The organism is Kitasatospora sp. NBC_00374, assembly GCF_041434935.1.
Classification (GTDB): domain Bacteria; phylum Actinomycetota; class Actinomycetes; order Streptomycetales; family Streptomycetaceae; genus Kitasatospora.
The window spans coordinates 3,957,724-3,982,547 of the sequence record NZ_CP107964.1 but is presented as its reverse complement, the minus strand read 5'-3'; the positions used below and the strand labels follow the sequence as shown (position 1 = coordinate 3,982,547).

Annotated in this window: 21 protein-coding genes; 3 read left to right on the top strand and 18 right to left on the bottom strand. The window is 71.7% G+C overall.

Annotated features, from left to right (window positions below; genetic code table 11):
• Positions 1–102 precede the first annotated feature (102 nt).
• On the bottom strand, positions 103–1,674 hold the full coding sequence (locus OG871_RS17825) for an MDR family MFS transporter (RefSeq protein WP_371497807.1): 1,572 nt from the start codon (positions 1,672–1,674) through the stop codon (positions 103–105).
• 220 nt (positions 1,675–1,894) lie between these two features.
• Here OG871_RS17825 and OG871_RS17820 point away from each other — a divergent pair, with 220 nt between their 5' ends.
• Entirely contained in the window at positions 1,895–2,515 is a 621-nt protein-coding gene (locus OG871_RS17820) for a TetR/AcrR family transcriptional regulator (RefSeq protein WP_371497805.1), read from the top strand.
• A 43-nt stretch (positions 2,516–2,558) separates the two neighbouring features.
• On the opposite strand, the gene OG871_RS17815 is transcribed toward OG871_RS17820, so the two are convergent.
• Positions 2,559–3,506 carry a M23 family metallopeptidase gene (locus tag OG871_RS17815; protein WP_371497804.1) on the bottom strand — a complete coding sequence of 316 codons (948 nt, stop codon included), beginning with the start codon at positions 3,504–3,506 and terminating at the stop codon, positions 2,559–2,561.
• Between the two features lie 517 nt (positions 3,507–4,023).
• Here OG871_RS17815 and OG871_RS17810 point away from each other — a divergent pair.
• Positions 4,024–5,166: a low specificity L-threonine aldolase gene (locus OG871_RS17810; protein WP_371497803.1), complete on the top strand. Its 1,143-nt coding sequence runs from the start codon at positions 4,024–4,026 to the stop codon at positions 5,164–5,166.
• A gap of 81 nt (positions 5,167–5,247) precedes the next feature.
• On the opposite strand, the gene OG871_RS17805 is transcribed toward OG871_RS17810, so the two are convergent.
• From OG871_RS17805 to OG871_RS17730, 16 genes are all read right to left on the bottom strand, one after another.
• Positions 5,248–7,533: an immune inhibitor A domain-containing protein gene (locus OG871_RS17805; RefSeq protein ID WP_371503345.1), complete on the bottom strand. Its 2,286-nt coding sequence runs from the start codon at positions 7,531–7,533 to the stop codon at positions 5,248–5,250.
• A gap of 415 nt (positions 7,534–7,948) precedes the next feature.
• A complete protein-coding gene (locus OG871_RS17800) occupies positions 7,949–10,462 on the bottom strand; it encodes an ATP-dependent Clp protease ATP-binding subunit (protein WP_371497802.1) in 2,514 nt (837 codons plus the stop codon).
• A gap of 765 nt (positions 10,463–11,227) precedes the next feature.
• A complete protein-coding gene (locus OG871_RS17795) occupies positions 11,228–11,578 on the bottom strand; it encodes an Lsr2 family protein (protein ID WP_371497801.1) in 351 nt (116 codons plus the stop codon).
• A gap of 132 nt (positions 11,579–11,710) precedes the next feature.
• A complete protein-coding gene (locus OG871_RS17790; protein WP_371497800.1) occupies positions 11,711–12,241 on the bottom strand; it encodes an amino-acid N-acetyltransferase in 531 nt (176 codons plus the stop codon).
• 9 nt (positions 12,242–12,250) lie between these two features.
• On the bottom strand, positions 12,251–12,703 hold the full coding sequence (locus OG871_RS17785) for a BlaI/MecI/CopY family transcriptional regulator (protein WP_371497799.1): 453 nt from the start codon (positions 12,701–12,703) through the stop codon (positions 12,251–12,253).
• Positions 12,704–12,804: 101 nt separating this feature from the next.
• Positions 12,805–12,960, bottom strand: coding sequence for a hypothetical protein (locus tag OG871_RS17780; protein WP_371497798.1), 156 nt, complete (start codon positions 12,958–12,960; stop codon positions 12,805–12,807).
• A gap of 4 nt (positions 12,961–12,964) precedes the next feature.
• Positions 12,965–14,536, bottom strand: a complete 1,572-nt coding sequence (gene lysX, locus OG871_RS17775) for a bifunctional lysylphosphatidylglycerol synthetase/lysine--tRNA ligase LysX (RefSeq protein WP_371497797.1) — start codon at positions 14,534–14,536, stop codon at positions 12,965–12,967.
• A 321-nt stretch (positions 14,537–14,857) separates the two neighbouring features.
• Positions 14,858–15,628, bottom strand: coding sequence for a hypothetical protein (locus OG871_RS17770; RefSeq protein ID WP_371497796.1), 771 nt, complete (start codon positions 15,626–15,628; stop codon positions 14,858–14,860).
• A 115-nt stretch (positions 15,629–15,743) separates the two neighbouring features.
• Positions 15,744–16,541 carry a type III pantothenate kinase gene (locus OG871_RS17765; protein WP_371497794.1) on the bottom strand — a complete coding sequence of 266 codons (798 nt, stop codon included), beginning with the start codon at positions 16,539–16,541 and terminating at the stop codon, positions 15,744–15,746.
• Between the two features lie 58 nt (positions 16,542–16,599).
• Entirely contained in the window at positions 16,600–17,568 is a 969-nt protein-coding gene (gene nadC, locus OG871_RS17760) for a carboxylating nicotinate-nucleotide diphosphorylase (protein WP_371497793.1), read from the bottom strand.
• 54 nt (positions 17,569–17,622) lie between these two features.
• A complete protein-coding gene (locus tag OG871_RS17755; protein WP_371497792.1) occupies positions 17,623–19,293 on the bottom strand; it encodes an L-aspartate oxidase in 1,671 nt (556 codons plus the stop codon).
• A 16-nt stretch (positions 19,294–19,309) separates the two neighbouring features.
• The gene (panD, locus tag OG871_RS17750; RefSeq protein ID WP_371497791.1) at positions 19,310–19,786 is read right to left on the bottom strand and encodes an aspartate 1-decarboxylase; all 477 of its coding nucleotides are present in this window, start codon (positions 19,784–19,786) and stop codon (positions 19,310–19,312) included.
• A 67-nt stretch (positions 19,787–19,853) separates the two neighbouring features.
• Positions 19,854–20,759, bottom strand: a complete 906-nt coding sequence (panC, locus tag OG871_RS17745) for a pantoate--beta-alanine ligase (protein ID WP_371497790.1) — start codon at positions 20,757–20,759, stop codon at positions 19,854–19,856.
• A complete protein-coding gene (locus OG871_RS17740; RefSeq protein WP_371497789.1) occupies positions 20,759–21,706 on the bottom strand; it encodes a Rossmann-like and DUF2520 domain-containing protein in 948 nt (315 codons plus the stop codon). Before OG871_RS17740 ends, panC begins: the two co-directional genes overlap by 1 nt.
• Before the next feature lie 114 nt (positions 21,707–21,820).
• On the bottom strand, positions 21,821–22,510 hold the full coding sequence (locus tag OG871_RS17735) for a response regulator (protein WP_371497787.1): 690 nt from the start codon (positions 22,508–22,510) through the stop codon (positions 21,821–21,823).
• A gap of 12 nt (positions 22,511–22,522) precedes the next feature.
• On the bottom strand, positions 22,523–23,719 hold the full coding sequence (locus OG871_RS17730; protein ID WP_371497785.1) for a sensor histidine kinase: 1,197 nt from the start codon (positions 23,717–23,719) through the stop codon (positions 22,523–22,525).
• A 93-nt stretch (positions 23,720–23,812) separates the two neighbouring features.
• Here OG871_RS17730 and OG871_RS17725 point away from each other — a divergent pair, with 93 nt between their 5' ends.
• Positions 23,813–24,823, top strand: coding sequence for an SAM-dependent methyltransferase (locus tag OG871_RS17725; RefSeq protein WP_371497784.1), 1,011 nt, complete (start codon positions 23,813–23,815; stop codon positions 24,821–24,823).
• The last annotated feature ends 1 nt before the right edge of the window (position 24,824 follow it).

Below are 24,824 nucleotides of genomic sequence, written 5' to 3'. Positions count from 1 at the left end.
GTGCCTCGACGCCCGAAGGCGTCCGAGGACGCCCGAGGACGCCCGAAGGGCCCGTCCGGAGAAGATCCGGACGGGCCCTCGGCGTGCGGTGCCGGCGGTGGATCAGGCCGCTTCGAGCTGCGGCTCGGCCTTCTGCCCTGCGCCGCGCAGCGGGATCTCCCGGAGGAAGACCGCGGCGGCGACGGCGATCAGGCTGATCACGGCGCCCCACAGGAAGACGGTGTGCATGCCGTTGGAGACGGCGTGGTGCGCCAGGTCCTGGACGGCCGCGGGCGCCGTCTTCAGGCCGGTCGGGTCGAGGGCCTGCTGGCCGCCACCGGCGCCCTGGCCGCCTCCGGCGCTCAGGGTCTCCTTGACCTGGTTGTTGAACAGCGCGCCGAACAGGGCCACACCGAAGGAGCCGCCGATGGTGCGGAACAGGGTGGCGGAGGAGCTGGCCACGCCCATGTCCTTGAGCTCCACGCTGTTCTGGGCGACCAGCATGGTGATCTGCATCAGGAAGCCCATGCCGGCGCCGAGCACCACCATGTAGCAGGAGGAGGCGAAGCGGCCGGTGTCGGTGCCGAGGGTGGAGAGCAGCAGCGAGCCGCCCGCCATCACCGCGGTGCCGATGATCGGGAAGATCCGGTACTTGCCGGTCTTGGAGACGATCTGGCCGACCACCAGCGAGACGGCGAGCATGCCGAACATCATCGGCATCAGCAGCAGGCCGGAGTTGGTGGCCGAGGCGCCCTGCACGATCTGCTGGTACAGCGGCAGGTAGGCGACCGCGCCGAACATCGCGAAGCCGACGATGAAGCCGATGATCGAGACCATCGTGAAGTTGCGGATCTTGAACAGGCCGAGCGGGATCACCGGCTCCTCGGCGCGCTGCTCGACGTAGCAGAAACCGATCAGCGAGGCGACGCCCAGCGCGGCCAGCCCGAGGATCTGCTTCGAGCCCCAGGCGTACTCCTGACCGCCCCAGGTGGTGATCAGGACCATCGAGGTGATGCCGGCGGTGAGCAGCAGCGCGCCCAGGTAGTCGATCTTCGCGGTGGAGCGCATCTTCGGCAGGTGCAGGGTGACCACGATGAACGCCAGCGCCACCGCGCCGAGCGGCAGGTTGACGTAGAACGTCCAGCGCCAGCTGAGGTGGTCGGTGAGGAATCCACCGATCAGCGGGCCGCCGACGGTGGCCAGGGCCATCACGGCGGCGAACATGCCCTGGTACTTGGCGCGGTCGCGCGGCGGGACCAGCGCACCCATGATCGACATCACGCCGACCATCAGGCCGCCGGCGCCCAGGCCCTGGAGCGCCCGGAAGGCGATCAGCTGGGTCATCGAGTCGGACAGGCCGCACAGGGCCGAGCCGACCAGAAAGATCACGATGGAGATCAGGAAGACGCCCTTGCGGCCGTAGAGGTCGCCGAGCTTGCCCCAGATCGGGGTGGAGACGGCGGTGGCCAGCGTGTACGCGGTGACCACCCAGGCGATGTGCTCGGAGCCGTGCAGCTCGCCGACGATGGTCGGCATCGCGGTGCCGATGATCAGGTTGTCGAGCATCGCCAGCAGCATCGCGATGACCAGCCCGATCATCACCATGCGGATCTCGCGCGGCGACTTCGGCTCAGGCTCGGTCGGTCCGGTGGCCGGCGGTTGGTCCGCCGCGGCCTCGGCCTGCTGTTGTGACATGGTGCTTCTCCCCGGAAGAGCGGCTCGGCCGCGTCCTCCGCGGCTCACTTACTTGACGACCGGCTAGTGAATCGTCGGCTCGCACGGTAGGTTGTCTACTAGCCGGGCGTCAAGCCAGTTTCGGTGTGGGCCCCGTGGGCAGGGAGAATGCACCCCGAGGCGCGCTTCGAACAGCCGAGCGTGCCGCCCACCGTCGCCGTCACGAGGCAGGCCGCCAGTCATGAGCACGACCCAGAGCCCCCGCAGCGACACCCGCGCGCGGATCCTCGACGTGGCGTTGGAGCTCTTCGCGGCCCAGGGGTACGAGAAGACCTCGCTGCGGGAGATCGCCGACCGCCTCGGTGTCACCAAGGCCGCGCTCTACTACCACTTCAAGACCAAGGACGAGATCGTCCGCGGCATCGTGCGCAGCATGGCGGCACCGATCGACGAGGCCATCGCCTTCGGCGAGGGCAAGCCCTGGTCGCCCGAGCTGCGCGACGAGCTGGTCCGCCGGTTCGCCGCCGGGATGGCCGAGCGGGCGCCGCTGCTGCGGTTCTTCCACGAGAACCAGCCCGCCCTCCGGGAGTCGGAGGCCGGGCTGGAGTTCAAGGATCGGATGGTCGCGATGATCCGGCTGGTGCACGGCCCGGACGCGACCTTCCACGACCGGCTGCGCGCCACCATGGCGCTGTTCTCGATCAACTCGGCGTTGTTCCTGCTCAAGCACGACGACAGCGACACCTGCGGGCCGCACTCCGGCGGCCCGCGGGTCGGGACCTTGGAGGAGGCCATGGCGGCCGCGCTCGAAGTGGCCCTGGAGATCTCCGGCCGGATCACGCCGACGGCCGCCCAGGCCTGATCTCAGGCGTGGGCGGCCCCGGGTCGGGCGGTCCGGCGGAGGATCAGACCCCGGTGGCCCCGTGCGACTTCAGGTACGAGACCGGGTCGATCACGGCGCCGTACTTGTTCGCGGTGCGGATCTCGAAGTGCAGGTGCGGGCCGGTCGAGTTGCCGGTGTTGCCGGACAGACCGATCTGCTGGCCCGCGGACACCTTCTGGCCGGCGTGCACGCCGAGCTTGGACATGTGGGCGTACTGGGCGAACTTGCCGTCCGCCAGCTTCAGCACGATCTCGTTGCCGTAGGCGCCGTCGGGGCCGGCCGAGACGACGGTGGCGTTGCCGACCGCGAGCAGCGGCGTACCGACCTTGACGGCGTAGTCCTCGCCCGTGTGGTAGCCGGCCGCGTAGGAGTGGTTGACCGTGCCGAAGGGGTTGCTGTGCGCCGCGCCCGCGACGGGGGTGGACCACTCGGGGGCCGGGGCGGGCGCCGGGGCCGGGGCGGGAGCGGGAGCCGGGGCGGGAGCCGGAGCCGGAGCGGGAGCCGGAGCTGCCTCCGGGGCGGGAGCGGGTGCCGGGGCCGGTGCGGCCTCGGCCACGGGGGCCGGCGCCGGCTCGGCGGCCGGGGCGGGCGCCGGGGTGGCGTCGAGGTTGCTCGCCACCGCCACGGCGTCCTGGGAGGAGACCGACTTCGGCAGCTTGTAGGCGGCCGGGGCGGCGATCTGGACGACGGCGGCCGGGGCCGCCGGGGCCGCGGCGGTGAACGCCGAGCTGCCCGGGGTGGTCGGGTGCACGGTCTGCGCGTGGGCGGCCGAGGCGGGGATCAGCATGGCGCTGACGGCCAGCACGGCCGCGCCGCCCCAGGCGACGGTGGCGCGACGGTCCTGCAGTCGGCCCAGCACGGCGCTGCCGTTCGCACCCTGCAGGTGCGCCAGGGCGGGGATGCCGCGCAGGGCCGGGGAGGACCCGACCGCGGTGAGCAGCCTGCGGCCGGTGCGGGGGAGAGAAAGCATCGGTGACAACCTCGCGGTCGGGGGTCAGCGCTTCGTGGAGCCGCTCGGCTCGACGCACTGGGGGGACCACTCAGGTGTAACCGTCACCGTGGGCAACCCAAAACGGTGTGACGTACTACGGCGGCTAGTGCCCGGCGCCGGGAGAGCGTCGGCCGGCCGGAGCGACGATCTTCCGGTGGGGCCCGGGGATCCGCCGCCGATCCGCTCCGCGGGTTGGCCCGGCGGACGGGGCCGTCACCGGACGCTCACAGCCGCGCCGGTCCTACTATCCGCCCTCGTACCGGTGTCACGGCCTGTGACCAGTACCACCGGCGGGGCCCGCGCAAACCCCCGGATCTCATCCGAAAGCGACCTGCGACACCCCTCTCGGCGCGGTCCCGTCCCAGCCCGCAGCCCGCAGCCCGCAGCCCGCAGCCCGCAGCCCGCAGCCCGGCGCCCGGCGCCCGGAATCGGTCCGGGGCGGCCCGAACACTGCGTCGTCCCCGGCCGGAGCCGGCGGATCGGCGATGATCGGGGGATGACCGCAGCCGCACACCGCCCCGACGAGGTGCCCCCGCCCACGGATCCCGCCCGCCGGTTCGCCGCGCTAAGGGGCTGTGACCGGATCCTGTCCGGCGCGCCGCCGCGCACTCTCAGGGAGCGCCTCGCCGCGCTGGCCGAGGGCGCGGAGGAGCTGTACGACCTGGACGAGGGGCCGGACTTCTACGGCAACGGCATCGTCCGGGCGCTGGAGCGGCGGGTGGCCGGCCTGCTCGGCCTGCCGGAGGCGGTCTACTTCCCGACCGGCACGATGGCCCAGCAGGCCGCCCTGCAGTACTGGGCGGACGGTGCCGGCCGCACCGTCGCCATGCATCCGCTGGCCCACCCCGAGGTGCACGAGCACCGGGCCTACTCGGTGCTGAGCGGCCTGCGGACGGTCTGGCCCACCAGCGCGCCGCGGTTGCCGACCGCCGCCGAGCTGCGCTCGGTCGGCGAGCCCTTCATCACGCTGATGCTCGAACTCCCGCTCCGGGACGCCGGCTTCGTGCTGCCCACCTGGGTCGAGCTGACCGCGGTGGTCGAGGAGGCCCGTCGGCAGGGTGCGTTCGTGCACCTGGACGGTGCCCGGCTCTGGGAGTCCGGGCCGCACTTCGGACGGTCGCTGCCCGAGATCGTGGCGCTGGCCGACTCGGTCTACGTCTCCTGCTACAAGACGCTCGGCGGGACCAGCGGGGCGCTGGTCGCGGGTGACGGGGAGTTCGCCAAGGGGGTGCGGATCTGGCGGCACCGGTACGGTGGCCGGCTCTTCCAGCAGTGGCCTGCCGTGCTCACCGCGCTGGCCGGCCTGGAGAACGAACTGCCGCGCCTGGACTCGTACGTGGCCAACGCGAAGGCGGTGGCCGCGGCTCTGGCGGAGGTGCCCGGCGGCCGGGTCAACCCGGATCCGCCGCACACCCATCAGTTCCAGTTCTGGCTGCCGTACCCGGCCGAGGCGCTGAACCGGGCGAACGTGCGGCTCGCCGAGGAGCAGGGTGTCGGCCTGTTCGGTACCTGGGACGAGCCGGGCCCGCTGCCGGGGTTCTCGATGACCGAGGTGACCGCCTCCGCCGCCGCGCTGGACTGGACGCCCCGCGAGGTCACCGAGGCGGTGGCGCTGTTCCTGGAGTTCGCCCAGGTGTAGGACCTGCCCCGGGCAGCACCGCGGCCCCGGCGGGAGAACCCGCCGGGGCCGCAGCTGTTCAGTGCTTCAGCTGACCTGAGGTCACTTCACCGGGTGGACCCGGATGATGGTCTCCAGGTTGTTCCAGCTCTCCCACAGCACCTCGATGCTGGTGTGGGTGTCCGGAACCTTGACGCTGCTGTACTTGGTGGCCTCGTCCCAGTACTTGTTCGTGTGGTCGTTGAAGACCCGAACGTTCTTGGAGGACGGGATCTCGGTGAGCACGTCGGCCTTGTGGAGCTTCAGGCCGTCGGTGCGCTCGTAGCCGAAGGTGGAGTCGTAGCCCTGGATGCGCGGACGCATGTAGGTGCCGTCGGCCCACTTCAGCGGGGCCGGGTGGGCGTCGATCGGGATGATCAGACCCTGGCCCGGGTGGTTGGTGACGTTGTTGTCGGACTGCGACTCGTCCCACAGCCAGATCAGAACGCCGTTCTGGTTGGCGTAGTGCTCGACGGTGTTCGGCTTGGCGGCCGAGCCGAACACGTACGGGCCGGTCTTCAGCGTGGTGTCGTAGGACACGTACTGACGGTTCTCCACCAGGTAGTGCTGGGCGTAGTCCTTGGAGAACTTGCCCGAGATGCGGGAGAAGCCGGTCGCGGTCCAGCCGTTGTCGCCGCTCTCGGCACCGTCGGTGAAGACGGCCGCGTTGTCAGCGGTGACCTTGATGTCGTCGACGGCGAGGCCCTTGAGGTGCACGCCGCCGTCGGTGACGTTGTGGAAGCGGAACTGGATGCTCTTGCCCGCGTAGGCGTCGAGCGGGAAGACCAGGTCGCCCCAGGTGTTGTTGGTGGTGCCGTTGATCGCCGGGTGGTTCGCACCGTCGACCGGCAGCGCCGCGCCGTTGAAGGTACCGGCGACGGCGGTCCAGTTCTTGCCGCCGTCGGTCGAGACCTCGCCGTAGGCGTAGTCGTAGTCGGTCTCGAGCTCGTACCAGGCCTTGGCCGACAGGCTGGCCGAGGTCTTGCCGGTGAGGTCGATGGTGCGGGCCAGCGAGACGTTGAGGTCGTCCGCGCTACCGCTCCACCACTCGTTGGCGCCCGCGAACGGGGTGTTGATCTCGGTGGTGACGGTCTTCTTGGGGAGGTCCACCACGATGGCCTGCGGCCGCTTGGTGTTGTACTCCACCGGGCCGAGCCAGTGCAGCGAGTCCTTGCCGGCCTGCGCCTTGTCGAACTTGAGCCAGCCGAGCTGCAGCTTGCTCCAGACGTCGAGGTCGTTCGGCTTGTCGCCGATCTCGTTCTTGCCGGTGCCCAGCCAGGAACCGGACGACATCAGCGACCAGAAGCCGACCGAGTTGTCGTTGCCCGAGCCCGAGGTGTCGTAGAGGTCCGGCAGACCGAGGTCGTGGCCGTACTCGTGCGCGAAGACGCCCAGGCCGCCGTTCTCGGGCTGCATGGTGTAGTCGCCGACCCAGATGCCGCTGGTGCCGACCGGGGTGCCACCGAGCTTGTTGCCGTCGGGGCCGGCCTGGCCGGAGAGCGCACCGTAGGCGTAGGAGCGGTGGGCCCACAGCGCGTTGGTGCCCTGGGCACCGCCGCCGGCGGACTGGTCCTCACCGGCGTGCACGATCTGGAAGTGGTCGATGTAACCGTCGGGCTCGTTGAAGTTGCCGTCGTGGTCGAAGTCGTACCGGTCCCACTGGTCGTAGCCGGCGATCACGGCCTTGATCTGCGCGTCCGTCTGGCCCTTGGCCTTCTGGTCGGCGACCCAGGCGTTGATGCCGTCACGGATCAGGTCCTGCGCGTTGTTGCAGACGTGCTGGCCGCAGTAGTCCGAGCCGTAACGGGCCTCGTTCCACGGCACCTTGACCCAGTCGGTGACCTGGCCGTCGACCGAGTACCGGCCGGAGGACTGACGCTCGTAGAAGGTCTTCAGCGAGTCGCCGGTCTTCGAGAAGTACAGGTCCTGGTAGTGCTTCTGGTTGTAATCGGCCTGCCAGGCAGTGGAGTTGTTGGTGCTCCGGTCCGGCTGGGCGATCTGGTTGTGCGCGGGGCCCGGGTCGCCGCCGTACTTGACGGTGCCGTCGGGCAGCTTGGTGGTGTTGTCCACCTGGTCGCTGAAATCGACCAGAATCGTGAAAATCTTGTCCGTGCGCTCGCGGGCGAGCTCCACGTACTTGTCACGACCGAGCTTGATGCTGGTGCCGCCACCGTGCGACTCGATCTGCGCGGTGCCGTTCACCAGCTGGTCGACCGCGGCCTTCTGCTCGGCCTCGACCTTCCCGGAGAGCGGGCCCGGCAGCGAGTCGTCGAGCTTGGTGGTCAGAGCTGCGTCCGCCGGGTCACGCGGAGCCGCGGCCGGGGCGGCGACTGCCGTTCCCGGGAGCATCCCCGCACCGAGCGCGGCCACGGCCGCGACGGCAGCGGCGGCAGCGGCGGCCTTCCTGGATATCTTCAACGTGGTGACGTCCTCCCCTTACCGGCATAGCTCTTGGCCCGCCGGTGAACCAATGAAAGACAGGTGGACGACATTTGATCCAAGAGCTTGTAAAAAAGAAAGACCTTGACCATGACATGGTCACGGCGCTATCCTCCGGACCCCTCGGATCGGCTGATAGTCCGTCAAATCGGCTTCAATGCCCCATGGTTCAAGGGTCCATCGTGTCCGCACGAGTGCCCCGGAGGCGTCCCGGGGCCGGAAAGTCCGAATTTTCACAGCAATTGGAAACGTAAACAGTTTTGCAACTGAAAAGGCCGCGGTCCCGACGTGAAGTCGGGACCGCGGCCTTTTCTTGGTGCAGCTGTTACTTCGTGAGATCCGGACCGGCGGTGCTCACCGCGGCCGGGGTGTCCGCCACCGCGGACTTCTCCTCGCCGCGGAAGGTGAACTTGGCGTCCTTGCCCTCACCCTCCACGCCGACGACCACGATCTGGCCGGCCCGCAGCTCGCCGAAGAGGATCTTCTCGGACAGGTGGTCCTCGATCTCGCGCTGGATCGTACGACGCAGCGGACGGGCGCCCAGCAGCGGGTCGTAGCCGCGCTTGGCCAGCAGCTTCTTGGCCTCGACGCTGAGCTCCAGGCCCATGTCGCGGTCCTTCAGCCGGCCGTCCACCTTGTCGATCATCAGGTCGACGATCTGGATGATGTCTTCCTCGGACAGCTGGTGGAAGACCACGATGTCGTCGACACGGTTCAGGAACTCGGGACGGAAGTGCTGCTTGAGCTCCTCGCCGACCTTGGCCTTCATCCGCTCGTACCCGCTGGCGGCGTCACCCGTGGCCGCGAAGCCCAGGTTGAAGCCCTTGGAGATGTCCCGGGTGCCGAGGTTGGTGGTCATGATGATGACCGTGTTCTTGAAGTCGACCACGCGGCCCTGCGAGTCGGTCAGACGACCGTCCTCCAGGATCTGCAGCAGCGAGTTGAAGATGTCCGGGTGGGCCTTCTCGACCTCGTCGAACAGGACCACCGAGAACGGCTTGCGGCGGACCTTCTCGGTCAGCTGGCCGCCCTCCTCGTAGCCCACGTAGCCGGGCGGGGAGCCGAACAGCCGGGAGACCGTGTGCTTCTCGGAGAACTCGGACATGTCGAGCGCGATCAGCGCGTCCTCGTCGCCGAACAGGAACTCCGCCAGCGTCTTGGACAGCTCGGTCTTACCGACACCGGACGGGCCGGCGAAGATGAACGAGCCACCGGGGCGCTTCGGGTCCTTGAGGCCCGCACGGGTGCGCCGGATGGCCTGGGAGAGCGCCTTGATGGCGTCCTTCTGGCCGATGACGCGCTTGTGCAGCTCGTCCTCCATGCGCAGCAGCCGGGAGGACTCCTCCTCGGTGAGCTTGAAGACCGGGATGCCGGTGGCCGTCGCCAGCACCTCGGCGATCAGCTCCTCGTCCACCTCGGCGACGACATCCATGTCGCCGGCCTTCCACTCCTTCTCCCGCTTGGCCTTGGCCTGCAGGAGCTGCTTCTCGTTGTCGCGCAGGGACGCGGCCTTCTCGAAGTCCTGCGCGTCGATCGCGCTCTCCTTCTCGCGGCGCACGTCGGCGATCTTCTCGTCGAACTCGCGGAGGTCCGGCGGCGCGGTCATCCGGCGGATGCGCATCCGGGAGCCGGCCTCGTCGATCAGGTCGATCGCCTTGTCCGGAAGGAAGCGGTCCGAGATGTACCGGTCGGCCAGGGTCGCGGCGGCGACCAGCGCGGCGTCCGTGATGGACACCCGGTGGTGCGCCTCGTAGCGGTCCCGCAGGCCCTTGAGGATCTCGATGGTGTGCGGCAGCGACGGCTCCGCGACCTGGATCGGCTGGAAGCGGCGCTCCAGCGCGGCGTCCTTCTCCAGGTGCTTGCGGTACTCGTCGAGGGTGGTGGCACCGATGGTCTGCAGCTCACCGCGGGCCAGCATCGGCTTCAGGATCGAGGCCGCGTCGATCGCACCCTCGGCGGCGCCCGCGCCGACCAGGGTGTGCAGCTCGTCGATGAAGAGGATGATGTCGCCGCGGGTGCGGATCTCCTTGAGCACCTTCTTCAGGCGCTCCTCGAAGTCACCGCGGTACCGGGAGCCGGCCACCAGCGCGCCCAGGTCCAGCGTGTACAGCTGCTTGTCCTTGAGCGTCTCCGGGACCTCGCCCTTGACGATCGCCTGGGCCAGGCCCTCGACCACGGCGGTCTTGCCGACGCCGGGCTCGCCGATCAGCACGGGGTTGTTCTTGGTGCGGCGGGACAGCACCTGCATGACCCGCTCGATCTCCTTCTCGCGCCCGATGACCGGGTCGAGCTTGGCCTCGCGGGCGGCCTGGGTGAGGTTGCGCCCGAACTGGTCCAGGACCAGCGAGGTGGAGGGGGTGCCCTCGGCGGGGCCGCCGGCCGGGGCCGACTCCTTGCTGCCCTGGTAGCCCGAGAGCAGCTGGATGACCTGCTGGCGCACCCGGTTCAGATCGGCGCCCAGCTTCACCAGGACCTGGGCGGCGACGCCCTCGCCCTCGCGGATCAGGCCGAGCAGGATGTGCTCGGTGCCGATGTAGTTGTGGCCGAGCTGAAGGGCCTCGCGGAGCGACAGCTCCAGGACCTTCTTCGCCCGGGGGGTGAAGGGAATGTGACCGGACGGGGCCTGCTGGCCCTGGCCGATGATCTCCTCGACCTGCTGGCGGACCGCCTCGAGCGAGATCCCGAGGCTCTCCAGCGCCTTGGCGGCGACACCCTCGCCCTCGTGGATCAGGCCCAGGAGAATGTGCTCGGTGCCGATGTAGTTGTGGTTGAGCATCCGGGCTTCTTCCTGAGCCAGGACGACAACCCGCCGCGCGCGGTCGGTGAACCTCTCGAACATCGTTAATCGCTCCTCAGAGCGGTCGGTCAGTTCGGGGTCCGTCCCCGCCCTGTCCTTCCGCATGCTAGTCCCGCTCAGCGGCGCGGCCATGGGCCTCTCCCGCCCGTCGCCGGACGAGAAGAGTCAACCCCACTCGCGTGGGGAATCATGCAGCGCGACCAGCCGACACCAGTCCCAACCTGATGCTGGGAGACGGTGTTCCCACAGGTGGGCCTGATGCACCCGATACCGCTACGCCATCGGCGAACAAGCACTGCCGAGGACGGGGCGGCCGGTCTCGCGTCCTGCTCCGGTCGGGGCCGTTCGACCCCTCCCGCCTGCATTCATACCCGGTATTCCGACGAGTTTCGCGCAGTTTCCCGGGTGGCGGTGTTCGCCTGGCGAGAAGTCCGGTGGTCGATCCGCCCGGCCCGGCCACCGAGCTGACGATGACTCGACCGGGCCACGAGCCGCACCCGAGCCGCCGAGGGCCCGGGGCGGCGGCGCAGACACCCGATCAGGTGCCCCGCGCGTGACCGCTTCGCCCTTACAGCGTTGCACAGCCCATCGCCGTCCCGCCGCTCGTGGACGCGCCGCCGGCGGCCAGAGCGGCTGGAACCGCCCCGCGCAGCGGCGGCCGGGTACGGGCGGCTCGGCCCGCGCCCGCAGCGGGCGGCCCGGCCCCGGACCGGGGCCCGGCGGCCTGCTGTGCCCGCCCGACGGCCGGCGGGCGCCCGCGCACGCGACCTGACGGGCCCGGCGCCGGCGTCCCGGAGACCCGCGAGGTCAGGAGGCGTGTGCCTTCTCGTAGTCCTCGCGCACGTTGCTGGGCACCCGGCCGCGGTCGTTGACCTGGTAGCCGTTCTCCTTCGCCCAGTTCCGGATCTTGGCGGTGTCCGGCTGCCCGGCCGAGGCCCGGCCCGCGGCCCGGCCGGTGCTGCGGCGGGGCGCGCTCAGCCGGCCGCTCTGCTTGCGGCCCTTCTCGACGTACGGCGCCAGCAGACTGCGCAGCTTCTCCGCGTTGTCGCTCTTCAGATCGATCTCGTAGGCAACACCGTCCAGCGCGAACGTGACCGTCTCGTCCGCCGAGCCGCCGTCGAGATCGTCTTCCAGAATGACCTGAACCCTCTGTGCCACGGGCTTCCCTTTCCGTGTTAACGACTCATTGCCTGGAGAAAGGAAACCGCCTTTTCCCGGAAAACACAAACCCTCGCCCGCTCCTCAGGGGTGCCGACATGCGCCGGAAGGCAGTGCGGTGACCGTCTCCACTCAGTAGAGTCGCAGCAGCATCCGGGAGTTGCCCAGGGTGTTCGGCTTCACCCGCTCCAGGTCAAGGAACTCCGCGACACCTTCATCGTACGAGCGCAGGAGTTCTTCATAGACTTCCGTGGCGACGGCGGCCGGGTCTGACGTACGATCGTCGGTTTCGCCGATCTCGACGAAACCATGTTTCTCGAAGAAGTCGACCTCGAACGTCAAGCAGAAAATCCGACGGACTCCCAGCCAGCGCGCGGTCTGCAGCAGCTTGTCCAGGACGAGGTGCCCGAGGCCGTGGCCCCGGCAGGACGGGTCCACCGCCAGGGTGCGGACTTCGGCCAGGTCCTCCCACATCACGTGCAGCGCCCCGCAGGCGACCACCGCACCGGTGTCGTCGCGCTCGGCGACCCAGAACTCCTGTACCGATTCGAACAATGTGACGGTGGGCTTGTCCAGCAGAATGCCGTCCCGCGAGTACGCGTCGATGAGCCCTCGTACGGCCCGCACGTCGGTGGTCCGCGCCCGGCGGATGGTGACCTCCATGGCCGGACGTTATCGTGCGGACGGCTCCCCGGTCTCCCCCGTATCGGCCTGCGGAGCATCCGTGCGCACGGTATCGGAGTGCGGCGTTTCGGACTCGGCCGGGAACGGACCGGCCACCCGCAGGGCGTCGCGAAGGGCGTCCCGCTGCTCCGGCGACATCAGACCGAAGAAGTGCACCAGAGCGGCGGCCGGATTGTCGCTGGTCGCCCATGCGTCGTTCATCAGCGCCGCGGTGTATGCCTCGCGTGAGGAGACCGGCTCATATCGATACGCCCGGCCCGCCTGCTCCCGGCGCAGCCAGCCCTTTCGGTACAGCTTGTCGAGCACGGTCATCACCGTCGTGTACGCGATATCGCGTTCCGACTGCAGATCCAGCAGAACCTCGCGAACGGTGACCGGGCGGTTCCACTGCCACACCCTGGTCATGATGTCGTTCTCGAGTTCTCCGAGTTGCCGCACCATAGTCCGGCCAGGATAGGGCTGTTTCGGACAGAATCGCCGGTGCCGGAAACGCCACCGGCGCGCCGCCACCCGCAGGGGTGACGGCGCGCCGGCCGGTGTTGCTATTCGCCCGCCGCGGACCGGGCCGCCATGGCCTCGGCGGCGGCGTCCTCCTTGGCCCGCTGGGCCCCGCCCTGGCTGCGGATGATCGCCCGCACCAGGAATCCGAAGCCGATCGCCATGACGAGCGGCGGCACGATCGCGCTGACGTAGTCCATCAGGTCACTCCTGGGTCTGGTCGGCGTCGGCGCCGGCGGCCGGCTTGGCCTCCGCACCGCGCTGGTCGGGCTTCACGATCGGGAACAGCACCGTCTCCCGGATGTTCTTGCCGGTGAGCAGCATGATCAGGCGGTCCACACCGAGGCCGAGGCCGCCGGTGGGGGGCATCGCGTACTCCAGGGCGCGCAGGAAGTCCTCGTCCACCTGCATCGCCTCGACGTCGCCGCCGGCCGCCAGCAGCGACTGGGCGGTGAGGCGGGCCCGCTGCTCGACCGGGTCGACCAGCTCCGAGTAGGCGGTGCCGATCTCGGTACCGAAGATCACCAGGTCCCACTTCTCGGCCACCCCCGGGACCGAGCGGTGCTGGCGGGTCAGCGGGGAGACCTCGGTCGGGTAGTCCCGGATGAAGGTCGGCTTGATCGCGTTGTGCTCCAGCAGCCGCTCGATCATCTCCAGGACGATCTGGCCGTGGCCCCACTCCTTCTCGTAGGGCACGCCGGCCTCGTCGGCGAGCTTGCGCAGCTCCTCGACCGGGGTCTCGGGGGTGATCTCGGTGCCCAGGTGGGCCGAGATGCCGGGGTAGACGCTGACCTCGGCCCAGGGCTCGGCCAGGTCGATCTCGTGCTCCGCGCCGTCCGGGCCGATGCCGCGCACGACGGTGGTGCCCAGCGCGTCCCGGGCGGCGTTGACGATGGTGGCCCGGATCAGCTCGGCCTGGGTGTCGTAGTCGCCGTACGCCTCGTACGACTCCAGCGAGGTGAACTCGGGGTTGTGGGTCGAGTCCGCGCCCTCGTTGCGGAAGTTGCGGTTGATCTCGAAGACCTTCTCCGCGCCGCCGACCACCAGGCGCTTGAGGTACAGCTCCGGGGCGATCCGCAGGAAGAGGTCGATGTCGTAGGCGTTGATGTGGGTGGTGAACGGGCGGGCGTTGGCGCCGCCGTGCACCGGCTGCAGCATCGGGGTCTCGACCTCGATGTAGCCGCGCTCCTCGTAGGTGCGGCGGATCGAGCGGACCACCTTGCTGCGCAGGTAGAGGATCTCCCGCGCCTCGGGGTTCACGATCAGGTCCACGTACCGCTGGCGGACCCGGGCCTCCGGGTCGGTCAGGCCCTTGTGCTTGTCCGGCAGCGGGCGCAGGCACTTGGCGGTGAGCTCCCAGCGGTCGACCATCACGGACAGCTCGCCGCGCTTGGAGGTGATCACCTCGCCCTCCACACCCACCTGGTCGCCGAGGTCGATGTCGGACTTCCAGGCGGCCAGCCGCTCCGGGCCCAGCTTGTCCAGGGAGAACATCACCTGGAGGTCGCCCGAGCCGTCGCGCAGGGTGGCGAAGCAGAGCTTGCCGCCGGTGCGGGCCAGGATGACCCGGCCGGTCACGCCGGCCCGCTCGCCGGTCGCGGTGTCCGGCTCCAGGTCGGGGTGCTTGGCGCGCAGGTCGGCGATGGTGGTGGTCCGGGGGAAGCCGACCGGGTACGGGTCGACGCCGGCCGCCCGGAGCCGGTCCAGCTTCTCGCGCCGGACGCGCATCTGCTCGGGAAGGTCGTCGGTCGTGGGGACGGTGCTCTGATCGCTCACTCCACAAGGGTAGCCAGCCGAACAGCCCGGACCGCCGCGGGATACGGCGGCGGGCCCGGGGGAGTCGCGCGCGGGCCCGCCGGGGCCGCCGCGCGGTGGCGGCGGCCGGAGCGGTGCGGTTTCACGGCGGGCCGGTTCGGACGCGTACGAAGGTCAAATCCGGCTATTGTTCACAAAGAGTGCACCGTGGGCGAATGTTCACCGGGTCGCGGCCTGACGGAAAGGCCCCCGGATGCGCCGGGTCGGCGAATCCGGGGGCCTGGTGCGCGAATGGGGCCGTCGCCGCTGCGGGCCCGCCGTGCGGTGGCTCGCGGTACCGGGTCAGCCGGTGCCGGTGGCGAGTTCGGTCTCCTCCTCCGCGGTGCCCTGCGGGGCCGTGCGGGGGCGGCGGCCGAACAGCTCGGCCGGGGTGGGCATCCGGCGGGACTGCGACTGCTGCGGCTGCTGCGGCTGCTGCGACGACTGCGACGACTGCGACGGCTGAGGACGGGCGGGGGCGGGCGTCTTGGGGGTGCCTGCGGTGTTGCTCATCGGGATCCGTCCTCCAACTGGGGTGGCCGCGGTGTACGAGCTCGCGGTGAAGGTGGGTTCGGTGGCCGGGTCGGGCACCGCCGTCAGATGGCGTGTTCCGGATCCGAGCGAGAGCCGTTCGCGGACCTCGGCCTCGGCCAGCGCGTGGCAGCGCCCGGCCAGCCGGGAGCGGCGGGAGCGCTCGGCGGGGCCGCAGGGCCGGCGGATGAGCGAGCGCAGCGCGGCGAGGTCCTCGGCGGTCGGCAGGTAGCCGTCGGCGACGGCCTCCTCCAGCCGCTCCAGGTAGCCGGCCGCGCTCCCGGGCAGGGCGGCCCGGTAGCGGGCCAGGTCGGCCAGGAGGAAGGCGCGCAGCCTGCCGCCCTCCGAGACGGCCTCCTCGATCGCCTCGGTGAGCCGCAGGGACTCCTGGACGTCCTCGGCCCAGAGTTCGGGGATCGGCCCGGGCGGCCGGAGCCGGTCGGGCATGGCCGGGTGGAGAGCTTGGGCGAGGGCGCGGCGCAGCACGCGGACTTCGTCGGCGCTGAAAGCCATGCCGCCGCGCGATCCGTGAGGCGTAGGCATGGCTTGACAGTACGTGGCGTACGTCCGATTCATGGCGATTGTCGCCGCATTTGTGCCGATTGGCCGATGGTGGGTTGATCCGATCGGTGGGCGCGGGGCCCGTGGTGACGCCGGGTCAGGCCGCCGTGGCCGGGCGGTTGCGCTCGAAGATCAGGCGCAGACCGATCAGGGTGAGCCAGGGCTCGTGGACGTCGATGGTCTCGGCCTCGCCGAGCACCAGCGTGGCCAGCCCGCCGGTGGCGATCACCTGGACGTCGTCCGGGTCCTTGGACAGCTCCCGGGCCATCCGGTTGACCAGGCCGTCGACCTGCCCGGCGAAGCCGTACAGAATGCCCGACTGCATGCCCTCGACGGTGTTCTTGCCGATCACGTTGCGCGGTCGGGCCAGCTCGATCTTGCGCAGTTGGGCGCCGCGGACGCCGAGCGCCTCGACCGAGATCTCGATGCCGGGGGCGATCGCCCCGCCCACGTAGTCACCGCGCTCGTTGACCGCGTCGAAGGTGGTGGCGGTGCCGAAGTCGACCACGATGCACGGTCCGCCGTACAGGTGGTTGGCGGCCAGCGCGTTCACGATCCGGTCGGCGCCGACCTCCTTGGGGTTGTCCATCAGGACGTGTACCCCGGTCTTCACCCCCGGCTCCACGATCACCGCGGGGACGTCGCCGTAGTACCGGCGGGTCACCTCGCGGAGCTCGTGGAGCACGGCGGGCACCGAGGAGCAGATCGCCAGCCCGGCCACCCGGTCGTCGGCCGAGACGATCGGGTGGGAGCCCATCAGACCCTGGAGCAGCACCGCCAGTTCGTCCGCCGTGCGGCGCGGATCGGTGGAGATCCGCCAGTGCTCGACGATCTCCTCGCCGTCGAACAGGCCGAGCGTGGTCTGGGTGTTGCCGACGTCGATCGTGAGGAGCATGGGCTGCTTTCTGCGGGTGAGGTGGGCCCCTCCTGCGCGTTCGGGCCAGGAGGACGAGTCAGGCGCGAAGGTCCAGGCCGATGTCGAGGATCGGCGAGGAGTGGGTCAGGGCGCCGACGGCGAGGTAGTCCACACCAGTGTCGGCGACCTCGCGCGCGGTGGCCAGGGTCAGACCGCCCGAGGCCTCCAGCCGCGCCTTGCCGGCCACCAGCTCGACGGCCCGGACGAGCTGCGGCACGGTGAAGTTGTCCAGCAGGATGAGGTCCGCCCCGGCGTCCAGCACCGGCTGGATCTGCTCGACGGTGTCGACCTCGACCTCGACCGGCAGCTCCGGGTACAGCGCCTTGACGGCCTTGAAGGCCTCGGCGACGCCGCCGGCCGCGACCACGTGGTTGTCCTTCACCAGAGCGGCGTCGGACAGCGCCATCCGGTGGTTGGCGCCGCCGCCGCAGCGCACCGCGTACTTCTCCAGCGCGCGCAGGCCCGGCGTGGTCTTGCGGGTGTCCCGGACCACGGCCGAGGTGCCCTCCAGGGCGTCCGCCCAGGCCCGGGTCGCGGTGGCGATGCCGGAGAGGTGGCAGAGCAGGTTCAGCGCGGACCGCTCGGCGGTCAGCAGGTCGCGGGTACGGCTGCGCACCGACAGCAGCACCTGGCCGGCCTCGACCCGGGCGCCGTCCTCGACGTGCCGCTCGACCTCGAACTCCTCCTCGCAGACCAGCGAGACCACGGCCTCGGCGATCCGCAGGCCTGCCACGACGCCGGCCTGACGGGCCGTGAAGTCGGCGGTCGCGACGGCGTCGGCCGGGACGGTGGCGACCGAGGTGACGTCCTCGCCGCCGGCCAGGTCCTCGGCCAGCGCCAGCGAGGCGATGTCCTCCACCTCGACCGGGTCCAGGCCGGCCTGCTCCAGCAGCTCGGCGAGCGCCGGGTCCAGGCCGCTCTCGTACGCCTCGCCGTCGCCGCAGGCGCAGCCGTCGCCGCAGCCGTCCTGGTCGGCCAGCGGGAGTTCGTCGTGGTCGTGGCTCATGTAGCGCTCCTTGCGAGGGGGTCCCCGGCGGCGGCCGGGGGAGGCATCGGGGGGTTACTGGGGCTCGACGGCGCCGACCGGGGTGCCGTCCGCGGCCAGGGTGGTGACCACGTGGCGCTGCCAGTGGGCGTCGTCGCGCTCCGGGAAGTCCTCGCGCCAGTGGCAGCCGCGGGTCTCCGCGCGCAGGGCGGCGGCGGCCACCAGGGCGGTGGCGACCAGGTGCAGGTTGGTGGCCTCCCAGGTCTCCACCCGCGGGTCGGCGGGCTTCTCCTCGGCGGCGTGCGCGTGCGCGGCCTCGGCGAGGCCCGCCAGCCCGGCCGCGGCGGCCGCCATCGAGTCGGCCGAGCGCAGCACCCCGGCGCCCCGCGACATCAGCCGCTGGATGTCGGCGCGCGCCTCGGGGGCGAGCAGCGGTACGGCGTGGGCGGCGCGGGCCCCGGCCACGTCGACCGTGCGCTCGGGCAGCTCGCCGGCCCGGCTGCGGGCGGCCAGGTCGGCGGCGATCCGCTCGGCGAAGACCAGGCCCTCCAGCAGCGAGTTGGAGGCCAGCCGGTTGGCGCCGTGCACCCCGGTGCAGGCCACCTCCCCGCAGGCGTACAGGCCCGGGACGGTGGTGCGGCCGTGCAGGTCGGTGCGGATGCCGCCGGAGGCGTAGTGCGCGGCCGGGGCGACCGGGATCAGCTCGGTGACCGGGTCGATGCCGTGCGAGCGGCAGGAGGCGAGGATGGTGGGGAAGCGCTCGGCCCACATCTCGGCGCCGAAGTGCCGCCCGTCCAGGTACATGTGCTCGGTGCCGTTGAGCTCCATCCGCCGGGTGATCGCCTTGGCGACGATGTCCCGGGGCGCCAGCTCGGCCAGCTCGTGCTGCCCGATCATGAAGCGGACCCCGTCGGCGTCCACCAGGAACGCGCCCTCGCCGCGGACGGCCTCGGAGACCAGCGGCTGCTGGCCCTCGGCCTCCGGGCCCAGCCACAGGACCGTCGGGTGGAACTGGACGAACTCCAGGTCCGTCACCTCGGCCCCGGCGCGCAGCGCCAGCGCCACGCCGTCGCCGGTGGAGACCGCGGGGTTGGTGGTGGCGGAGAAGACCTGGCCCATGCCGCCGGTGGCGAGCACCACCGCGCGGGAGCGGATCGCGCCGACGCCGTCGCGCTGGCCCTCGCCCATCACGTGCAGGGTGAGGCCGGCCGCGTGGCCCTCGGCGTCGGTCAGCAGGTCGAGGACGAGCGCGTGCTCGATCAGCTCGATGCCCGGGTCGGAGCGGACCGCCTCGACCAGCGCCCGCGATATCTCGGCGCCGGTGGCGTCGCCGCCCGCGTGCGCGATCCGGCGCCGGTGGTGGCCGCCCTCGCGGGTCAGCAGGATCTCGCCGTCGGCGTCCTGGTCGAAGGCCGCGCCGGTGGCGATCAGGTGCCGGACGGCGTCCGGGCCCTCGGTGACCAGGGTGCGCACGGCCTCCTCGTCGCACAGCCCGGCCCCCGCGACCAGGGTGTCGGCGAGGTGCTGCTCGGGGGTGTCGCCGGGCCCCAGGGCGGCGGCGATGCCGCCCTGGGCCCAGCGGGTGGAGCCGTCGTCCAGCATCGCCTTGGTGACCACCATGGCCCGCAGGCCGGCCTGGCGGGCGTTGAGCGCGACGGTGAGGCCGGCCACGCCGGAGCCGACCACGACGACGTCGGTGGTCGTGGTCCAGCCGGGGGCGGGAGCGGTCAGGCGGTACGACGACATGGCTTCAGTTGCTCCTTCAGTGCGCGGCGGTCGGGGCCGCGCCGTCGGCATCACGGTACGCTCCCCGGTCCTGCGCGGAGGGTGCCACCTGGTCGCCGCGGAGCAGGCCGCTGCCCTCCGGGGCCTCGGCGGCGTCCGGGCCGATCGAGGTGATCCGGTTGGCGCCGTCGACGAAGACCACCTTCGGCAGGTACGCCTTGGCCTCGGCGGTGTCCATCTGCCCGTAGGCGATCAGGATCACCAGGTCGCCCGGGTGGACCAGCCGGGCGGCGGCGCCGTTGATACCGATCACGCCGGAGCCGCGCGGCCCGGCGATGGTGTAGGTCTCCAGGCGGGCGCCGTTGGTTATGTCGACGATGTGGACCAGCTCGCCGGGCAGCAGGTCGGCCGCGTCGAGCAGGTCCTCGTCCACCGTGACCGAGCCGACGTAGTGCAGGTCGGCCTGGGTCACGGTGGCCCGGTGGATCTTGGACTTGAGCATGGTGCGGAGCATCTGGTCACGCCTCCTGTGGTGAGTGCATGCCTACTTCGGCTTCGGGTGGGGTCTGAACGGACAGGTCCTACCGGACGATGATGCGGACGTTGTCGATCAGGCGGGTGGAGCCCACCTTCGCGGCCACGGCCAGCACCGCCTCGCCCTGGAAGTCGTCCGGCGCCTCGGTGAAGGAGTCCGGGTCGATCAGGGCGAGGTAGTCGGGGGTGACGCCGTCGGAGGCGTCGAGGGCGGCGGCCGCGGCCTCGCGGACGGCCTTCGGGCCCTGCGCACCGGCGTCCCGGCCGGCGAACAGCGCGCGCGACAGCGCCAGCGCCTGCTCCCGCTCCGGTTCGGACAGGAAGCGGTTGCGGGAGGACAGCGCCAGGCCGTCCTCCTCGCGGACGGTCGGAACGCCGACGATCTCCACGTCGAAGTCCAGGTCGGCGACCATCCGCTGGACGATCGCCAGCTGCTGGGCGTCCTTCTCACCGAAGAACGCGAAGTCCGGGTCGGTGATGTGGAGCAGCTTGGCGACCACCGTCAGCATGCCGTCGAAGTGCCCGGGACGGACGGTGCCCTCGAACCGCTCGCCCATCGGGCCCGCGCTCAGGCGCACCAGCGGCTCGCCGTTCGGGTACATCTCCTCGGTGGTCGGCGCGAACACCACGTCCGCGCCCGCCTCCTCGGCCAGGCGCAGGTCGGCGGCCAGGTTGCGCGGGTAGCGGTCCAGGTCCTCGCCGGTGCCGAACTGGAGCGGGTTGACGAAGACCGTCACCGCGACCCGGCCGTCCCGGCCGACCTGCTTGCGGGCGGCCCGGATCAGCGCGGCGTGGCCGGCGTGCAGGGCGCCCATGGTCATCACCACCGCGTTGTCCACGGGCTGCTCGTCCGGCCAGAAGGCCGCCTCGAAGTCCGCCACGGTGTGGGTGAGCTCGGCCTTGTGGACCTTGGCCGCCGCCTGCTTGCCGCCGCGCTGGTTCTTGCCCGCCATCAGGGGTTCTCCTCGTTCAGTACGTCCAGCAGGGCCGCCGCCGGCTCTGCCTTGAGCGATCCGCCCCGGACCGCCCGTTGCGCCGTGGCCCGGGCCATCGCGCGGTACGCCTGCCCGATGTCCGGGGCAACCGTAGCGAGCTGGTCCAGGTGCCTGTGCACCGTACCCACGTCTCCGCGGGCGACCGGGCCGGTCAGCGCGGCGTCGCCGGAGCGCAGGGTGTTGTCCAGGGCCGCGCCCAGCAGCGGGCCGAGCAGCTGCCCGGGCTCGGCCACACCGGCCGTCCGCAGCAGCTCCATCGCCTGTGCGACCAGGGTGACCAGGTGGTTCGCGCCGTGCGCCAGGGCCGTGTGGTAGAGCGCCCGGACGTCCTCCGGCACCCACTCCGGCTCGCCGCCCATCTCCACCACCAGGGCCTCGGCCACCGGCCGCAGCTCCTCGGGGGCCGTCACCCCGAACGGGCAGCCGGCCAGCCGGGCCACGTCCACCGAGGTGCCGGTGAAGGTCATCGCCGGGTGCAGGGCGAGCGGCAGGGCGCCGGCCCGGGCGGCCGGCTCCAGGACGGCCACCCCGTGGGCGCCGGAGGTGTGCACCAGGATCTGTCCGGGCCGCACCGCACCGGTCGCGGCGAGGCCGGCCACCAGGTCGGCCAGCGCGTCGTCCGGCACGGTCAGCAGGACCAGGTCGGCGGCGGCCAGCACCTGTGGCGGGGAGACCAGCCGCACCCCCGGCAGCAGGGCGTCGGCCCGCCGCCGTGAGGTCGCGGACACCCCGGAGGCGGCCACCACCCGGTGGCCCGCCAGCTGCAGTGCCGCCCCCAGCGCGGGGCCGACCCGGCCCGTCCCGACCACCCCGACACCGAGGCGGGCAGGCCGGTTCACCGGGTCCAGGGGGTCGCCGAAGGGGTCGGCCGGCGCGGAGAAGTCTGCGTGGTCGGACGTGCTCACGGCTCGGCCTTCGTCCTCACTTCCGTTCCGGTCCTCTGCAGGTACCGGACGTACCGCGCCATTCTACGGCCGGGCCGCCACCGGGTCGGCCGGGCCCGCGCGGCCGGCCTGGCCTCAGTCGCCGGCGCCCGCGCGGATCAGGCCGGCCTCGTAGGCGAGCACGACGGCCTGGACGCGGTCGCGCAGGTTGAGCTTGGCGAGGATACGGCCGACGTGGGTCTTCACGGTGGCCTCGGAGAGGACCAGCCGGGCGGCGATCTCGCCGTTGGACAGACCCTGGGCGACCAGCAGGAAGACCTCGCGCTCGCGCTCGGTCAGCGGGCTCAGGGTGGTGGGGCCGGGGGCGGAGGCCGGGGTCGGCAGCACCTCGGCGAAGCGGTCGATCATCCGGCGGGTGGTGGTCGGGGCGACCACGGCGTCGCCCGCGTGCACCGAGCGGATCGCGGCGACCAGCTCGGTCGGCGGGACGTCCTTGAGCAGGAACCCGCTGGCGCCGGCCTTGAGCGCCGCGAAGGCGTACTCGTCCAGGTCGAAGGTGGTCAGGATGAGCACGTGCGGGGCGCCCGGGAGCGGGGCGCCGTCGTCGCCGAGACAGATCCGGCGGGTGGCCTGCACGCCGTCCAGGCGGGGCATCCGGACGTCCATCAGGATCACGTCCACCTGGGTCGTCCGCAGCAGGTCGACGGCCTGCGCCCCGTCGCCCGCCTCGGCGGCGATCTCGATGTCGCCCTGGGACTGGAGAACCATCCGGAAGCCCGTACGCAGCAGCTCCTGATCGTCGACCAGCATCACCCGGATGGTCACGTGAGACTCCTTCTACTTCGCTGCTTTGAGGGGGAGTACCGCCCGGATCCGGAAACCGCCGCCGGGCCGGGGACCGATGTCGAGGCTGCCGCTGACCATGCCGACCCGCTCGCGCATGCCGATCAGACCATGGCCGTGCCCGTCCGCACCACCGACCAGCTGCTCGCTGGTGGAGCCGCGGCCGTCGTCCTCGACCAGCACCTCCAGGTCGCGCTCCCGGAAGTCGACCGCGACCCTGGCCCGGACCCCCGGTCCGCCGTGCTTGCGGACGTTGGTGAGCGCCTCCTGGACGATCCGGTAGACCGTCAGTTCCAGGCCGCGCGGCAGCTCCCGGGCGTCCCCGGTGGTGGCGAAGTCCACCGGCAGTCCGGCCACCCGGACCTGCTCCAGCAGCTCGGGGAGCTCCTCCACGCTGGGCTGCGGCACGTACTCCTCGGCGGTACCGGCGGTGCGCAGCACGCCCAGCAGGCGGCGCATCTCGACCAGCGCCTGCCGGCCGGTGGAGGCGATCGTGCCGAGCGCCTCCTTGGCCTGCTGGGGGGAGTTGTCCAGGACGTACGCGGCGCCGTCGGCCTGGACGATCATCACCGAGACGTTGTGGGCGACCACGTCGTGCAGCTCCCGGGCGATCCGGGCCCGCTCCGCCGCGACCGCGACCTTGGACTGGGCGTCCCGCTCCCGTTCCAGCCGGGCGGCCCGGTCCTCCAGCTCGATCAGGTACGCCCGGCGGACCCGGGTGAGCCGGCCCCACGCCCAGCACAGGATGAACGGTGTGGTCATCAGCACGGCCGAGAACATCATCCGCACCCAGTAGCCGTCCGAGGTGCTCTCGGGCGAGGTGGCGTTGGACTCGGTGCGCCAGAGCGTCAGCGGGCCGGCCACCAGCCCCGCCGCCACCACCAGCCGGGACACCCAGGGCGCCCCGAAGGCCGCGCCGGTGTAGGCGAAGACCAGGTAGCCGACGCTGGACACGTTCGGGTCCACGTTCAGCGCGAGCTGCCCGAGCCCGAGGGCCACGGCGGTGACCGTGGTCGCGTTCGGATTGCGCCGGCGGAACACCATCAGCGCCGGGATCGCGAGCGCGACCGCCAGCCCGCCCAGCCCGCCCTGCTCGACCGCCGCCAGCACGCCGAAGAAGAGGACCAGCAGTGCCCAGGCGGAGTCCACCACCATGGGGTGTCTGCGGAGCCAGGCGTTGAGTCGATGCACGATTCCAGCCTAGGGAGTCCCGGAGGGGCTCCAGGTCCGCCGGGAGGGCGATCCGCTCTACTCCGCAGGGTGGAGACGCCCCTGACTTCGATAATGTCCACCGCCATGGAGTGGATGCGCTGGCGGACCGCCATGGAACAGGCCCTGTACCGGGCGGACGGCGGCTTCTACCGCAGGCCGGAGGGACCGGCGGGCCACTTCAGGACCTCCGTGCACGCATCGCCCCGGTACGCGCGGGCGGTGGCCCGTCTGCTGTCGGAGGTGGACGAGGCGCTCGGCCGGCCGGAGGAGCTCGCCTTCGTCGACGTCGGCGCCGGTCGCGGTGAGCTGACCACCGGAGTGCTGGCCGCGGCCGACCCCGCTCTCGCGGCCCGGCTGCGCCCGTACGCGGTCGAGCTGGCGGACCGGCCGGAGGGCCTGGCGGAGCGGGTGGTGTGGACGGACCGGGTGCCCGAGGGCGTCCAGGGGCTGCTGTTCGCCAACGAGTGGCTGGACAACGTCCCGCTGGACGTCGCCGAGCGGGACGAGGACGGTGTCCTGCGCTACGTCGAGGTCGCGCCGGACGGGGAGGAGCGGCCGGGCGGGGAGCTGGCGGAGGCCGACGCGCGGTGGGCGGCCCGGTGGTGGCCCCGGGGCGAGCGGCTGGAGCTGGGCGGGCCGCGGGACGAGGCCTGGGCGCGGGCGGTCGCCGGGCTGGACCGGGGGCTCGCGGTGGCCGTCGACTACGCGCACTTCGCGGCCGGCCGGCCGCCGTTCGGCTCGCTGACCGGGTTCCGCGCGGGCCGCGAGGTGGCGCCGGTGCCCGACGGCAGCTGCGACATCACCGCGCACGTGGCGCTGGACTCGGTGGCGGTCCCCGGTGTCCACAGCCTGTGGACAACCCAGCGGGACGCACTCCACGCGCTGGGCGTGCACGGCGCGCGCCCCCCGCTCGCGCTGGCCTCCAGCGATCCGGCGGAGTACCTGCGCGCCCTCGGCGGCGCCGGCGAGGGCGCCGAGCTGACCGACCCGGCGGGGCTCGGCGGTTTCGGCTGGCTGCTGCAGGCTGTCCGCATGCCGGTACCGGCGGGCCTGGGCGCCCTGGCGGGGTGGCAGACTCTGTAGC

Excerpts from the sequence above, each read along its gene's own strand:
- OG871_RS17815 (WP_371497804.1), bottom strand. The coding sequence starts at position 3,506 with ATGCTTTCTCTCCCCCGCACCGGCCGCAGGCTGCTCACCGCGGTCGGG.
- OG871_RS17810 (WP_371497803.1), top strand. The coding sequence starts at position 4,024 with ATGACCGCAGCCGCACACCGCCCCGACGAGGTGCCCCCGCCCACGGAT.
- OG871_RS17790 (WP_371497800.1), bottom strand. The coding sequence starts at position 12,241 with ATGGAGGTCACCATCCGCCGGGCGCGGACCACCGACGTGCGGGCCGTA.
- nadC (WP_371497793.1), bottom strand. The coding sequence starts at position 17,568 with ATGAGCCACGACCACGACGAACTCCCGCTGGCCGACCAGGACGGCTGC.
- OG871_RS17805 (WP_371503345.1), bottom strand. The coding sequence starts at position 7,533 with ATGCTCCCGGGAACGGCAGTCGCCGCCCCGGCCGCGGCTCCGCGTGAC.
- OG871_RS17765 (WP_371497794.1), bottom strand. The coding sequence starts at position 16,541 with ATGCTCCTCACGATCGACGTCGGCAACACCCAGACCACGCTCGGCCTG.
- panD (WP_371497791.1), bottom strand. The coding sequence starts at position 19,786 with ATGCTCCGCACCATGCTCAAGTCCAAGATCCACCGGGCCACCGTGACC.
- OG871_RS17800 (WP_371497802.1), bottom strand. The coding sequence starts at position 10,462 with ATGTTCGAGAGGTTCACCGACCGCGCGCGGCGGGTTGTCGTCCTGGCT.
- OG871_RS17755 (WP_371497792.1), bottom strand. The coding sequence starts at position 19,293 with ATGTCGTCGTACCGCCTGACCGCTCCCGCCCCCGGCTGGACCACGACC.
- OG871_RS17780 (WP_371497798.1), bottom strand. The coding sequence starts at position 12,960 with ATGGACTACGTCAGCGCGATCGTGCCGCCGCTCGTCATGGCGATCGGC.
- OG871_RS17825 (WP_371497807.1), bottom strand. The coding sequence starts at position 1,674 with ATGTCACAACAGCAGGCCGAGGCCGCGGCGGACCAACCGCCGGCCACC.
- OG871_RS17770 (WP_371497796.1), bottom strand. The coding sequence starts at position 15,628 with ATGCCTACGCCTCACGGATCGCGCGGCGGCATGGCTTTCAGCGCCGAC.
- panC (WP_371497790.1), bottom strand. The coding sequence starts at position 20,759 with ATGGCGGGCAAGAACCAGCGCGGCGGCAAGCAGGCGGCGGCCAAGGTC.
- OG871_RS17725 (WP_371497784.1), top strand. The coding sequence starts at position 23,813 with ATGTCCACCGCCATGGAGTGGATGCGCTGGCGGACCGCCATGGAACAG.
- OG871_RS17820 (WP_371497805.1), top strand. The coding sequence starts at position 1,895 with ATGAGCACGACCCAGAGCCCCCGCAGCGACACCCGCGCGCGGATCCTC.
- OG871_RS17785 (WP_371497799.1), bottom strand. The coding sequence starts at position 12,703 with ATGGTGCGGCAACTCGGAGAACTCGAGAACGACATCATGACCAGGGTG.